The sequence below is a fragment of the Pedobacter aquatilis genome (assembly GCF_032678405.1).
GTDB lineage: Bacteria > Bacteroidota > Bacteroidia > Sphingobacteriales > Sphingobacteriaceae > Pedobacter > Pedobacter aquatilis_A.
On sequence record NZ_JAVTSJ010000002.1, the window covers coordinates 326,489 to 339,994 of the forward strand.

At 38.6% G+C, this 13,506-nt stretch carries 12 protein-coding genes; 6 read left to right on the forward strand and 6 right to left on the reverse strand.

Annotated elements, in window-relative coordinates:
* The first annotated feature begins 6 nt into the window (after window positions 1–6).
* Together R2R71_RS06840 and R2R71_RS06845 are read left to right on the forward strand one after the other, a co-directional pair.
* A complete protein-coding gene (locus R2R71_RS06840) occupies window positions 7–1,746 on the forward strand; it encodes a M14 family metallopeptidase (RefSeq protein ID WP_316830513.1) in 1,740 nt (579 codons plus the stop codon).
* 6 nt (window positions 1,747–1,752) lie between these two features.
* On the forward strand, window positions 1,753–2,367 hold the full coding sequence (locus R2R71_RS06845; RefSeq protein WP_316830514.1) for a rhomboid family intramembrane serine protease: 615 nt from the start codon (window positions 1,753–1,755) through the stop codon (window positions 2,365–2,367).
* Here R2R71_RS06845 and R2R71_RS06850 read toward each other — a convergent pair.
* Window positions 2,350–3,315 carry a hypothetical protein gene (locus R2R71_RS06850; RefSeq protein ID WP_316830515.1) on the reverse strand — a complete coding sequence of 322 codons (966 nt, stop codon included), beginning with the start codon at window positions 3,313–3,315 and terminating at the stop codon, window positions 2,350–2,352. The two genes, R2R71_RS06845 and R2R71_RS06850, sit on opposite strands and share 18 nt — an antisense overlap.
* Before the next feature lie 168 nt (window positions 3,316–3,483).
* Window positions 3,484–4,620, reverse strand: coding sequence for a hypothetical protein (locus tag R2R71_RS06855; RefSeq protein ID WP_316830516.1), 1,137 nt, complete (start codon window positions 4,618–4,620; stop codon window positions 3,484–3,486).
* Window positions 4,621–4,667: 47 nt separating this feature from the next.
* On the opposite strand from R2R71_RS06855, the gene R2R71_RS06860 reads away from it, so the two are divergent.
* On the forward strand, window positions 4,668–5,729 hold the full coding sequence (locus R2R71_RS06860; protein ID WP_410478208.1) for a dipeptide epimerase: 1,062 nt from the start codon (window positions 4,668–4,670) through the stop codon (window positions 5,727–5,729).
* Here the strand turns inward: R2R71_RS06860 and R2R71_RS06865 are convergent.
* The 4 genes from R2R71_RS06865 to R2R71_RS06880 all read right to left on the reverse strand — a co-directional run bounded on the left by R2R71_RS06865 (window position 5,707) and on the right by R2R71_RS06880 (window position 8,799).
* On the reverse strand, window positions 5,707–5,904 hold the full coding sequence (locus R2R71_RS06865; protein ID WP_316830517.1) for a DUF6358 family protein: 198 nt from the start codon (window positions 5,902–5,904) through the stop codon (window positions 5,707–5,709). The genes R2R71_RS06860 and R2R71_RS06865 overlap by 23 nt on opposite strands.
* A 143-nt stretch (window positions 5,905–6,047) precedes the next feature.
* Window positions 6,048–6,365: a rhodanese-like domain-containing protein gene (locus R2R71_RS06870; RefSeq protein ID WP_316830518.1), complete on the reverse strand. Its 318-nt coding sequence runs from the start codon at window positions 6,363–6,365 to the stop codon at window positions 6,048–6,050.
* Window positions 6,366–6,560: 195 nt separating this feature from the next.
* On the reverse strand, window positions 6,561–8,390 hold the full coding sequence (locus tag R2R71_RS06875; RefSeq protein WP_316830519.1) for a PQQ-binding-like beta-propeller repeat protein: 1,830 nt from the start codon (window positions 8,388–8,390) through the stop codon (window positions 6,561–6,563).
* A 13-nt stretch (window positions 8,391–8,403) separates the two neighbouring features.
* Complete coding sequence (locus tag R2R71_RS06880; protein WP_316830520.1) at window positions 8,404–8,799, reverse strand: hypothetical protein; 396 nt, start codon at window positions 8,797–8,799, stop codon at window positions 8,404–8,406.
* A gap of 165 nt (window positions 8,800–8,964) precedes the next feature.
* On the opposite strand from R2R71_RS06880, the gene R2R71_RS06885 reads away from it, so the two are divergent.
* The 3 genes from R2R71_RS06885 to R2R71_RS06895 all read left to right on the forward strand — a co-directional run bounded on the left by R2R71_RS06885 (window position 8,965) and on the right by R2R71_RS06895 (window position 13,422).
* Window positions 8,965–10,089 (forward strand): DUF4407 domain-containing protein, encoded by a 1,125-nt coding sequence (locus tag R2R71_RS06885; protein ID WP_316830521.1) that lies wholly within the window; start codon window positions 8,965–8,967, stop codon window positions 10,087–10,089.
* A gap of 109 nt (window positions 10,090–10,198) precedes the next feature.
* Window positions 10,199–12,031, forward strand: a complete 1,833-nt coding sequence (locus R2R71_RS06890) for a M61 family metallopeptidase (protein ID WP_316830522.1) — start codon at window positions 10,199–10,201, stop codon at window positions 12,029–12,031.
* An 86-nt stretch (window positions 12,032–12,117) separates the two neighbouring features.
* Complete coding sequence (locus R2R71_RS06895; protein WP_316830523.1) at window positions 12,118–13,422, forward strand: M20/M25/M40 family metallo-hydrolase; 1,305 nt, start codon at window positions 12,118–12,120, stop codon at window positions 13,420–13,422.
* The last annotated feature ends 84 nt before the right edge of the window (window positions 13,423–13,506 follow it).

The window sequence follows — 13,506 nt, forward strand, 5'->3', positions numbered from 1 at the left end:
CCTGACATGAGAAAGGCATTCGTGTTTTTGTTGCTTTTTAGCAATTTGCTGGCAGTGGCACAAGAAACGCCCTACGAAAAAAGTGGCAAGAAAGAAACGACAACTTATGATGCCGCAATTTCCTATTACCAGCATTTAGCTAAAACTTATCCCCAATCTAAACTTTTAACTTACGGAAGTACAGATTTTGGAAAACCCTTACATCTGTTGGTTTTATCAAAAGATAAGGTTTTTGATCCTGAGCAAATCCGTAAGGCGAATAAAAGGATTTTTCTAATCAATAATGGTATCCATCCGGGCGAACCGGAAGGGATTGATGCGTCGATGATGCTGGCCAGGGATTTGTTAAAAGGCAATAAACTACCGAAAGATGTTGTGGTTTGTATCATTCCTTTATATAATATTGATGGTAGTTTTAATAGAAGCGGAACCTCAAGGGCCAACCAGAATGGCCCCGTAGCTTATGGTTTTAGGGGGAATAGCAAAAATCTGGATTTGAACCGCGATTTCATAAAAACTGATTCGAAAAACTCAGCTGCTTTTCAATTGATTTTTAATACCTGGCAGCCTGAAATATTTGTTGATACACATACCAGCAACGGTGCCGATTATCAGTACGTGATGACGCTGATCCCAACGCAGAAAGATAAACTGAATACTATTTTATCAGGTTATTTAACCCAAACATTGGTGCCCAATTTATATAAAGCAATGGCACAAAAAGGTTATCCAATGATTCCTTATGTTAACTCGATAGGTGAAACACCGGAAACAGGCATCACGGGTTTTATTGAGTCGCCACGCTATTCTACAGGATATGCTACACTACATAATACCATTGGTTTTATGCCGGAAACGCATATGCTGAAATCGTTCGATTTACGTGTAGATGCTACTTATAAGTTATTACAGACTTATATAGCTATTGTAGCACGTGATGCAAAAATTATCGGTGAGAATAAACGGAAGGCGGATGAATTTGTTGTTGCACAGGATGAATTTCCACTCTCCTGGAACTTGAATAAAAATGTTGTCGACAGTATTCCGTTTAAGGGCTTTGAAGCCGGTAAAAAACCGAGTGCTATCAGTGGTTTCGACAGGTTGTATTACGACCGGAATAAACCCTTTACCAACACCATTAAAGAGTGGAATAAATTTGAACCAGCATTAAGCATAAAAAAGCCTGTAGCATACATTATTCCTAAAGCCTGGGATAAAGTTATCGCCTTGCTTAAGCTAAATAATGTTAAAGTTGCACAGCTTAAAACAGATACAAAAATTGATGTGGAAAGCTATTATATTGGCGATTTTAAAACAGGTACAAGGCCTTACGAAGGGCATTACCTGCATTTGGGTGTAAACGTAAATCCGGTAAAGCAAACGTTGCAGTATTATGCGGGTGATTATGTGGTTTATACCAATCAGGCCAGCAACCGTTATTTGATAGAAACCCTTGAGCCACAGGCAACCGATTCTTATTTTAACTGGAATTTCTTCGATTCGATTTTAGATATGAAAGAGCATTATTCGGCCTATGTTTTTGAAGATACTGGCGCAGAATTATTGAAAAATAACCCTGAATTAAAAGCTAAATTAGAAGAAAAAAAATCAGCTGATGCGGCCTTTGCTAAAAGCGGTACGGCACAGTTGGAGTTTGTTTATAAAAACTCAGATTATTACGAGAAAACAAACAATAGATACCCTGTTTCGCGTTTAATAACAAACGTAAAGCTCGATTTAAAATAATATTGAATGGAATTTTTTAACATGGCACCTGTTGCCTCACTTATTTTTGTTTTTACAGTTATTACCAGCCTCTATGCTTTTTACGATAACAGCTTATACGGGAAGTTTATGCTGCATCCATATAGTGTATCGAAAGGCAAAAATGTATTTACATTGATTACCAGCGGCTTAATCCATGCCGACTGGATGCACCTGGCTTTTAATATGTTTACCTTTTACGCATTTGCCTTTACGCTCGAAACCATGATGGGAAGCTGGCGTTTTGGCTTACTTTACCTGGTAAGTTTAATTTTGAGCGACATACCTACTGTTTATCGATATAAGGATAGTTTTAATTATAACAGTCTGGGAGCATCAGGCGCAATCAGCGGTGTGTTGTTTAGTTTTATTTTGTTCAATCCAATGTCGAAAATCTATATTATGTTTATTCCTGTTGGAATTCCAGCAGTAGTTTTCGGCTTTTTATACTTAATTTATTGTGCTTATGCATCGAGAAACTCGAGAGACGGCATTAACCATGATGCACACTTTTACGGAGCGCTAACAGGCCTAATTTTTACGATAATTTCCGTACCGGGGATTATTCAGAATTTTATTACGGTTTTAACCGGCGGCAGGTAGACAGGGGTTTTCGAAAAAGCTCATCGGTTCATCAGGATTTTTAATAATCTCGAATTTAACGTAGCCCCAGGGTTTCCAGAAATTTTCCAAAACCTGGGCATAAATTTTATGCTGCCAAACATCGAAAAGCGGTTTCGACATGTTACCTCGTAAGGGCATTGCCTCGATGTAAATTGTACCCTCAACCGGCATAAAAGTATATTCGGGAAGGCGGTTAAACAAGTAAGCTGAGTAATAAAAACGAGCGGTTAATTCTTCAAATTGCTGTGCAGTGAGTGCTTTGCCTTCAACTTCGTTAATAATTTCCTGGTGATAACGTTTGTTTGTGCCGTTATCCTGTAAGCAGGCTATGATACCAAGGTCTTTCATTTTTAAAGAAAAGGTAAGCGTATTTATTTCATCTCGAAAACTAAAAGGGGTTTCTTCATTTTCAAGTTTTACAATAGTAATTGACCAGGGTGTGAAATTTTCGAATTCCAGGCTGGTGTAGAGGTTTTGCATCATGAAATTCAGGTTGGCGAATTTCATCATCAATGATTGCGACATATTTAACCCCTCGGCAGTCATTTCCTTGCGCAATGCAGCATGCATTTCTGTATAAACGAAACCATAGAGAAACTTACCAATCCAGTTAAATAAATCTAATTGTGGCAAGGCAGCAACACCGTTATAGCCTGCTTCAAATGCCTTTTCGATCTTTGCTTCCAGCGGATTTAAAAAAGCATCCTTAACCTCGCTGTTTACCGGAATAACCAATGTATTGTAAGAACGGATGGTCTCATCGAGAAATTGAATTTGTTCTTCACCCGTTAAACCAGCCTGCTCCATTAACCATTTAGGAATCAATGGTACCTGCAATACAGGAGAGTTAAAAGTTTTCCCGCTTAAAAAGCAGGTTTTATACAAGAAATCGAAATGCTGGAAAGGATTATATAAGCCGGTATTCATTGCTGCAAAATTAACCATTATATTTTTAGGCGAGGATAATCCTGTTTTATTTTAACGTAGGGATTACAACAAATAGGTTTTTTGATAGATGACGTAATTGCGGGGCACGAAGCAATCTGTTTCACAGAAAAAACTACTTCTTGCCCCGCAATGGTGAATTTACTAATTCTAGTAATTGTTATAATAGTAACTTATATCATCAACCAGTTGGCTGTAAATGGGTTTTGTAAATTCCAGAAACAAGGCATTTGGAGGTGGTGGTAAGGTTTCTTTTCTGCGTGTCATGGCAAGTTGCTGTTTATTCAAAGCCCTGTCATCGCCTTTGTAGCTCGCCCAGCTATCTCGCCATACATAAGTGCCAGGAAATTTTTGCTGGCGCACAACCTTTTTATTTTGCCAGTCGGTTATGGTCATGTCGAGCAGGCCCGATGATGAAATATTCTTTTCAAAAACACTCAGGGTGGCTTTAACTGTTCCGTAAACAGGTTTCCGATCTCTGGTTTCGCCAATGATTACACTATCTTTTTTTAATTTTTCAACACGTTCTTTTACGTAAGTCTGGCCAACAATAAAATCATCAAAATTTAAACTCAAAACCTGGTCAGGAACCACTTTTTGCCGGGTAGCCTGTTGTTCCGAATAAAAAATAACGAATTTATTTCTCGAATAATTACCGATAAACTGGTCTATCTGTTGTTGAAAATAATCGCCACTTAATTTATATAAGCCACTGTTAACGTAAATGGGTTGCACTACAACGCGTGTAACCGCGGCCCAGAAAGCGTCATCCATTCTGGCTTTTACATCTTTATAACCTGCCGCTAAATTCTGTACCTTTTCAAACTCGTAGTAGGCTTTTTTAGCCGACTGGCGGTTACCAGCATTTAAATAAGCAATTCCCGAATTATACCTGGCAGCTGCCGCGTTTAGTTTACTATCAGCCAGTTCTTTTATATATTTTGCCGGTGACTGAACAACAGTTAAACAAGCAGGGCAGCTGTTAATATCATCGGCAAGCTGGTTTATTTTTTGATAATCGTACATAATCGATTCCCATCTGAACAAGTCGTTTGATAATTTTGCTTCATCAATTTTTCGCAGATGGTCTTGCAGCGCCAGGTTATATGCCGTTGATAAAACCTGTAAGGCTTCGCTGTTTTTTGGCGAGTTTTGCAGACGGCTAACAGCTTTGGCAACAGAAGCATCGTAATCGCCTTTTTGTAAAGCTTTTTTTCCTGTGGTACATCCTCCAATAATTATGAAGGATAAATAAATAAAATACCGTAATCTTGAAATGTTTTTCATGGCAGGAGTGATTTGCGTTAAACAAATATAATCTGTAAAGGCTAAATATGCCTTATTTATTTAGAAGACGATTGATGATGAAAATAAGTTGCAAGGAATTTGAATTAGTGTTAAAACATCCTTTTTCCATTTCGAAATTTACACGTACGAGTACCCCTTTGATGCTTTTAAAGCTAGATTATGAGGGTGTTTCAGGTTATGGTGAAGCCTCGATGGTGCCTTACATGGGTGAAAGCTATGCAAGTGCGGGTGCATTTTTAAAGCTTGTAGACTGGAGTAAAATTCAGTATCCCTTTAATTTTGGTGAAATCATTTCCTACTTAGATAGCCTTGCTCCCGGGCAACCTGCAATTAAGGCCGCCATTGATATTGCCCTTAATGATCTTCAGGGTAAAATTTTAAACAAACCCTGTTATGAGATTTATGGGGCAGATCCCGCAAAAATGCCACCTACTTCGTATACTATAGGTATTGATACGCCTGAAGTTATTAGGGAAAAGTTAAAGGATGCTGAAGCTTTTAAGGTGATAAAAGTTAAGCTTGGACGGGATAATGACCAGGAGATTATTAACACTATCCGCAGTATGACCAATGTTCCCCTTTATGTTGATGCGAACCAGGGCTGGACGGATAAAATTCAGGCCATTGATTTGATTTACTGGCTACATAACCAGGGTGTGGTTTTAATAGAGCAACCCATGGATAAAAACAACCTTGATGGCAATGCCTGGTTAACGGAGCGGAGCCCGATTCCACTGCTTGCCGATGAAGCGGTGCAACGATTGGTTGATATGGATAAATTGAAAGGCGCTTACCATGGTATAAATGTTAAACTCATGAAGAGTTGTGGCATGTACGAAGGTCATCAAATGATATTAAAGGCCCGTTCTTTTGGCATGAAGGTTTTGATTGGTTGCATGAGCGAAACCAGTTGTGCTACCTTGGCTGCTGCTGCGTTGGCGCCGTTGTGTAACTGGGCAGACCTGGATGGACCATGGCTAACCAAAAATAATCCATTTGAAAACCCTTCTTTCGAAAAGGGAAAGTATATTTTGAAAGATTTACCCGGATTGGGTTTAGAAGGTGTTACTTCTGATCTTTTTCTTTAAAAGATTTTCTGATTTCTTTCATCAGCTGAACTTTAAAATAAAACAGGCAGGCAGCCGTACCAACAAGAAATGCCGCAGGAAGGTATTTGCCGTTATTATAGCACCATATTAATCCGAAAATTGAAAGGATGATGCCCAGGTTGTAAAAGATATTTAATGCGAATTTTTTACCCACGATTTAACAATTGATGCTAAAGAAAAATAATAATAATTACCCAAAAAAAGTATCAATTATCAAACCCTGGTATGAAGCAAAAAATGTTAAAAGGTATTTTTGCAACTTGTAGCGTTTGATAATTGAAATTTAAAATTGGTTATTTAATAAACCGGCATATTAGGGTCGAAAGCTTCCTGCCATGCCAAAATACCGCCCTTTAAGTTATATAAGTTATCAAAACCGTATTGCGCTTCTAACTGCATTACTGCGGCTGCACTTCTTTTTCCGCTGCGGCATTGTATAATTACAGGTTTATCTTTAGCAACCTTGTCGGCTTCAATTAAAATTCCGCCTAAAGGAATGTTTTCTCCATCAAGATTAGAAACTTCATATTCGAATGTTTCGCGAACATCAATCAATTGAAAATCTTCTTTGTTATCGATTTTCTCTTTTAGTTCTTGTACTGATATCTCTTTCATGTAAATTTATTTTTTCAAATATACAAAAAACACTCAACGCGTGGTATGGCGAAGGGCTAAGCCACAGAATTTGACTTTACGAACAGAGAATACGATTTTTGCCAATCTTTTTTAGCGACTATTGTAAGGTTAAATGAAGCAAAAAACGGTTGCAGGAAAACCCGCAACCGAACCATAAACAAAGCTGCATTGCAACTAATTGTTAACCTTAATTTTTTCTACTTTTTTACCTTTGAAGGCAAAAATATATTCACCATCGGCGGTAATATCTATCCCATCGCCATATTTCGGGCTGCCTCCTTTACCTTTTGATTCTACCATGCCTTTAGTTTCGCCATTGGTCATATCAATACCGTAAATTATGTTTTTTGAGTTGCGCTGGTCGCGAAGGAAATAGTTATCGCCAATGTGGTAAAAATAATCTACGCCCTTAATTTTTTCTGATGCATAATTTCTTTTGCCGTCACTCTTTTTATAACTCGCCAATCCTTTTTCAGAGAGTACCACAACATCGTCACCGAAATCAATCACATCGGTTGCACGGCCAACTTTTGCATCGTTATGTTTTACATCGAAAAGCTGGTTTCCGGTTTCGATGTTGTAGGAATAAAACTCATCGCCATCGCCTACAAAAACGGTTTTATCGTTATCAATAATCATATCGGTAATACGTTTATCGAATTTCTCCGAGCGCCATACTGTTTTACCTGTTGCATCATCAAGAGAAAGGATGCCGTTTTTCTGTGCTTTATAATCATAGAAAATATAAGGTACCCATTGTTTTGATGAACCGCCGCCGCCCATTAAAGCGCCCATTGCCAGGCTGGCTCCTGATGAAGCTTCTTCCCATCTTAATTCCTGCACTTCTACTTTCCCGCCAACCTGTACCATTACCCGATTCCCTGTTTTGTAGATATTTGGCATTACGAAAGCGCCAGTAATTTTTTCTGATGTCCAGATTAGTTTTCCGGTTTGTAAATCATGTTTTTCTACAAATTTAGAGCGGTCGGCATTACCCATAATTACGATGTATACTGCATTGTCGGTGTAAATGGGGTCTGCAATACCATGGTAATAGCTGGTGCGTTTTTTCCCGGCACCTAAAATGCCGTTACTACTTTTGCTGATGTCGTTTTCATAAGTAACATCCCATATTTTTTGTCCATTTGCCAGGTTGAAACACTGTATGCCATCCATCCACATAAATAATTTATCACCCACAATATTTAAATCAACAATGGCTTTTCTGGTTACGAGTTCTTTTTCAACAACACCCCTGAACGTGGCATCCCAAAGAATTTCTCCATTGGCAGCATTTATTTTTACTAGCTGGTTTTTAAAACCCGAGAATAAGGCCGCCAATGCTGTAGGTTTAAAATTTACCATCACAATCTGGTTGCTGGCCTTATCGTATATATATTTTCCAACACTGCCTTTAAAGAGTTTTGTTTCCCATATTTTTTCGCCGGTTTTAGCATTTAACATATTCAAGCCATCTTTTTGGGCAATCATGAAAGCATCGAGTTCGGCTATGTATTTAACCGTTTCAACTTCCGAATCTTCGGTCATATCTTTGGGTAACAGATTCTGATAATTTTCCGAATTCCATAATTCCTTGCCTGTAGCAACATCGAGAACCGCAATGCGGTCTGTTCCCATTTTCCGTCTGTCGAAAAGGAACAGATAGCCGCCATTTGCCGAATGAATATAATACTGGAAATCGGCAGTATTGGTTTTGTTTGTGGTTAATTTTTTATAATCACCATCCCACAAAGGTTTTCCTTCGGCATTTAATACCGTAGCCGAGTTATCGTCAGTTCCTAAAATAAAGGTTCCTTCCTCGTTCCCCATTGCAAGACGGGTAGCTTTGTTAGCAAAATCAGATTCCCATACGGTTTTAAAATTACCCGATTTTTTTCCGGCTTTGCCTCCGCCAACCAGGCTTTTAAGTTTTCCAAATTGTGCATTGGCAACCACAGCACTCAAGCTGAGCAGCATGGTTAGTAGTAATACTTTTCTGTTCATGGTTTAAATTTTATTATTCGATGTTTATAGTTTGCCTGATTTTATATCGCTGCTGTTTGGGAAGCCTGAAAGCAAATTTGTGCTCGAGTACGGTATCGGAGATATACTCCATAAAATCGATGTTCTTGATATCGCTATCAACCTTGAAAAAAGAGGAGAGTTTCCCATTCTGTACCACCGCAATATCGACGGTGATATAGCCTTTAACATCACTGAATTTTTTGTTTTTCTTTTTAAGGAAATCGGGGCTTTTAAAAAGCGTTTCTACCTCAGTACTTACCGCCTCCTGTACTTGTTCTTCTTCAGTAAGAACAGGTCTTCTTTGGGCATAGCTTACTGTTGATGAAAGAAACAATGCAAAGCATATTGTCGTTAAAAGAGCAGGTTTAATTCGGGTTGAGGAAAACATTCGTTTTAGATTTGGTTAATCCAAAATTGATTGAAAATTTTACTCCCGTAAATACCTGTGGCAGGGTATTTTAACATACCCACCAGTACGGATTAACCCTGAAAATATTTTCATGGAAACTGTAACATATCCACTTCCCGGGCGTTTAACTAAAAATAGTTACACATGAATAAACTGAACCGATTTTTTTGGTTTTGCTCTGGCGCTCACATCCCGACACTGGAAAAGTATTCTTCAGAACAAAATAAATATACCGGCATTGGTGCCACCATCTTTTTTACAGGCTTATTTGCCGCACTTTCTGGCGGCTATGCCATGTATTTTGTTTTTAAAGGTGATGATTTAGCGGTTATTTTTGCCTTGATTTTTGGCTTTTTGTGGGGTGCCGCCATTTTTAATATGGATAGGTATATTGTATCGAGTATTAACAAGAGTGCATCAACCAATAAACAGATTTTACAGGCAACACCACGTATTTTACTCGCTATAATGATCGGGATTGTAATTTCCCGACCTATTGAGTTAAAAATTTTTGATAAGGAGATTAAGGAACGTCTTAAAGTAAGTTATTTAAACGGACAGCGCTCCAAAATTGACACGCTTAATAAAGCTTTCGAAAACAAATACCAGGTTGAGTTTGGCCGGTTAAACCAGCAGAAAGCAACCCGCGATTCGTTAGAAAAAGCAATTAAGACTGACAGACAGAAACTTAATTTTGAGATTTTCGGAAATAAAACAACTGAAACCTCAGGGGTAATGGGTTATGGCCCTTTCGCTAAACGTAAGGAAGCGGAACTACAGCAACGTACTGCCGAATTGGATACGCTTAAGGCAAATATTAACAAGGCAGAATCCTTCATCGATAAAAGAAAAGAATTCGATGGCTTGTTTACTGCAAAACTTTTTACCGACAGGCAGTTAGACAGTCTGGCCAATATTGCAGGTTTTGCCGACAGGAACTGGGCACTTGGACAATTGAAGTTTAATGCCGATGGCACACGAGATAACAATACCGCTTTGGCGGTAACATTTATAGGTTTATTGTTTATTTTCTTCGAATGTTTACCCGTTTTTGTTAAACTGATGAGTGCCCGCGGCCCTTATGATTATGTAATTGCCGATGGGGATGAAGTTTCCATTTACGAATCGAAAAAAGATAAAGATTTCCGGTTCGAAGTAGCCGATAATATTCATGAAACACGGGTTGACGCAGAATCATCGAAGCGAAAGGAAATTATAAAAGGTAAAGCCTACCGCGATTTGGAACAGCATGATTGGGATAAAGAATGATGGAAATGGTAAAATGGATGATAGAAAAGACCTAATCTGTTGAACGCATCATCCTTCTTACCTAATACATCTTACATTTTGTGTAATTTAAACCCATCAAAACTTTTTTATGAAGAAAATTATTGGAACCGCTGTGGTAACGCTGTTATCGTTAAGTGTTTTTGCCCAAAATGAAATCAGTTATACCGTTTCTTTTCCAAATGTCGTACATCATGAGGCACAGATTAGTATGCTAATCCCAAATGTGCCCGAAGGGAAATTAACGGTTAGAATGAGCCGTTCATCGCCGGGGAGATATGCAACACATGAGTTTGGAAAAAATGTTTACAACTTAAAAGCCTTTGATGCTTCCGGTAAACCACTTTTGCTCAATCAGCCGGCAGGCGATGTTTACGAAATTCCAAACCACGGGAAAACTGTAAAAGTTACCTATACCCTTTTCGGCAACTGGATTGATGGAACCTACGCGGGTTTCGACGAAACCCATGCCCACATGAATATTCCGGCAATCTTTGCTTTCCCGTTAGGCATGGATAACCGTGCCCGTATAGTGAAGTTTGATTATAACGAAAAGCAAAACTGGAAAGTTGCCACGCAATTAAAACCGATGGGCAACAATACCTATTATGCCGCTAACTTTCAGTATTTCATGGATAGCCCGACTGAGCTTGCCAATTATAAAACGGCAAGCTGGGAGGTGAAAAATACCGATGGGAAAATCCAAACCATTCATTTGGTTTCCCATTCAAATGATGAGCAAAAAACCATTGATAATTATGCTTCGATGTTGAAGAAAATGGTTGATGAGCATCTGGCGGTGTGGGGCGAGTTCCCGGCATACGATTACGGGAATTATTATTTTCTTCATGATGTTTACCCTGATTACGCAGGTGATGGCATGGAGCACCGAAATTCGACAGTTATTGTTCAGCGCACACCTAAAATTGACGGTTACGAATCAAATCTCCTGGGTACATTTTCGCATGAATATTTCCATAGCTGGAATGTTGAGCGACTAAGACCAAAAACGCTGGAGCCTTTTAATTTCAGTCACTCAAACATTAGTAACGAGCTTTGGCTGGCTGAAGGTTTTACTCAATATTATGGCGCTTTATTATTAACCAGGGCTGGTTTTAAAACAGTTGATAATGCATCGCAAACTTTTAATGGCTTAATCAATGCAGTTCTGACTTCGCCTGGTGCCAGGAACTTTTCACCTATACAAGCAAGCAGGTATGCCGTTTTTGCTGATGCGGGTGTAGCTATCGATCAAACCAATAAGGGGAATATTTTCCTTTCTTACTACGCCTATGGTGCCGCTACAGCACTTGCACTCGATTTGCGTTTACGTAGTGATTTTAACCTTACCCTGGATGATTACATGAGGGCATTATGGAGAGCTTATGGCAAGCCTGAAATTGCCTACACGATTCCCGACCTGGAAAAAACGTTAGGTACCTTAACTAAAAATCCAGCTTTTGCTGCTGATTTCTTTAAACGTTATATTTATGGAACGGAGAAAAACGATTATGCGGCTTTATTGCTTAAGGCAGGTTTTGTTTTGCGTAAAGCCAATGCGGGCAAGGCTTATGCCGGTTTTGGAAGATTAACTTTTGAGGGTGGAAAGGTAGTTTTACCACAAACCATTCAGGGCACCCCAGCTTACAATGCCGGACTTGATGTTGATGATGTTTTAATAAGCATGGATGGCGTAGAAATTAAAGACCAGTCATCGCTGAACAAAGTTACCGATGCACATCAACCAGGCGATGTGGTCGATGTTACTTATACCCATCAAGGGGTATCGAAGTCGACTAAAATTACTTTTACCGAAAATCCGGTTCCTGAAATCGTTTCCATTGAAAAGGCAGGTGGTAGCTTAACCAAAGAAATGCAACTTTTCAGAGATAAATGGTTAAACAGCCAGGTTAAATCAAAATAACAATCGAACTAAAAAGCTAATTTAGCACACATAAAATAATAGGTTAAAATATTTAAAGATGGCTTAACCACAAAAAAGAATAATAGATGAAAAAACTTTTCCTTGTAGCATTGGCCGGAATGGCAACTTTACAGCTGAATGCTCAGAATATCGATAAGATTATCACGCGTGAGTACACCGACCATTTAATTAAAACTTTGAGCAGCGATGCAATGGAGGGACGTGGAACTTTCACACCCGGAATAGACAAGGCAGCAACATTTATTGAGTCGGAGTTTAAAAAAATCGGGTTGCAACCACTAACAGGAGAAAAAACCTTTCGCCAGACTTTTTATAAATATAAATTAACGCCGGAGCCTGCTAAACTGGTTATCGATGGAAAAACTATTCCTCAAGAAAATATTTTAGTTGTTGGAAGAACTACTTCAGCTTCATTTAATCAAAATGGAACTGAAGTTGTCAAATTGGATACCACTCAAGCTTTTTTAAAACAGTATCGTTCTTTAGGTACAGGGACTAAAAAAATTGTTTTGGTAGATAACAAATTTGCTGCTGATTTTAAGCGATACAAATCTTTTTCTAGTCGTCCTGCAATCGTTGATGAAAAAGATATAATCAATCCAAGTCAGGACGTAACCATATTTGTATTAGGTACAAATACTGCTAAAGAATTTAATGTTGAGGTGAAAAGTAAGTCGGAGAAAATGCCACCGCTTTTCAATGTGGCGGGTGTTATTCCCGGCAAATCAAAAGCTAAAGAACTGGTTGTATTCTCAGGTCATTATGACCATTTAGGTATAACAAAACCGGTCGAAGGCGATAGTATTGCCAATGGTGCAGACGATGATGCCTCGGGCACAACAGCTATGATTGCTTTGGCCAAATATTATAAAGCACAAAAAAATAACGAACGTACTTTAATATTTGTTGCTTTTACTGCTGAAGAAATTGGCGGTTATGGTGCAAGGTATTTTTCAGAGAAATTAAATCCAGATGATGTTGTGGCCATGTTTAACATTGAAATGATTGGTAAGGATTCTAAATTTGGTAAAAACACAGCCTTTATAACAGGTTACGAACGCTCTGACTTTGGTAAGATTTTACAGAAAAACTTGACCGGAACTGAATTTACTTTCCACCCTGATCCCTATCCGGAGCAAAACCTTTTTTACAGAAGTGATAATGCAACCCTTGCTGCTTTAGGTGTACCAGCGCACACCATAAGTACCGATCAAATCGATATCGACAAGTTATATCATAGCGTGAAAGATGAATATAGTTCACTTGATGTGGAAAATATCTTGTCGACAATTAAAGCGATTGCCAAAAGTGCCACAACAATTGTAAACGGTACTGATACGCCAACAAGAATACCGAAGCTAAAACAATAAGCATAGGTTATATTAAGCCACAGATTTACAGATTAAATAGAATGTCTGTTAATCTGTGGCTTATACTTTATATGAGATTTCAGT

Coding starts and splice junctions, on each gene's coding strand:
- R2R71_RS06850 (WP_316830515.1), bottom strand. CDS start 3,315: ATGAATACCGGCTTATATAATCCTTTCCAGCATTTCGATTTCTTGTAT.
- R2R71_RS06885 (WP_316830521.1), top strand. CDS start 8,965: ATGAATAAACTGAACCGATTTTTTTGGTTTTGCTCTGGCGCTCACATC.
- R2R71_RS06880 (WP_316830520.1), bottom strand. CDS start 8,799: ATGTTTTCCTCAACCCGAATTAAACCTGCTCTTTTAACGACAATATGC.
- R2R71_RS06875 (WP_316830519.1), bottom strand. CDS start 8,390: ATGAACAGAAAAGTATTACTACTAACCATGCTGCTCAGCTTGAGTGCT.
- R2R71_RS06870 (WP_316830518.1), bottom strand. CDS start 6,365: ATGAAAGAGATATCAGTACAAGAACTAAAAGAGAAAATCGATAACAAA.
- R2R71_RS06860 (WP_410478208.1), top strand. CDS start 4,668: ATGCCTTATTTATTTAGAAGACGATTGATGATGAAAATAAGTTGCAAG.
- R2R71_RS06845 (WP_316830514.1), top strand. CDS start 1,753: ATGGAATTTTTTAACATGGCACCTGTTGCCTCACTTATTTTTGTTTTT.
- R2R71_RS06890 (WP_316830522.1), top strand. CDS start 10,199: ATGAAGAAAATTATTGGAACCGCTGTGGTAACGCTGTTATCGTTAAGT.
- R2R71_RS06840 (WP_316830513.1), top strand. CDS start 7: ATGAGAAAGGCATTCGTGTTTTTGTTGCTTTTTAGCAATTTGCTGGCA.
- R2R71_RS06855 (WP_316830516.1), bottom strand. CDS start 4,620: ATGAAAAACATTTCAAGATTACGGTATTTTATTTATTTATCCTTCATA.
- R2R71_RS06895 (WP_316830523.1), top strand. CDS start 12,118: ATGAAAAAACTTTTCCTTGTAGCATTGGCCGGAATGGCAACTTTACAG.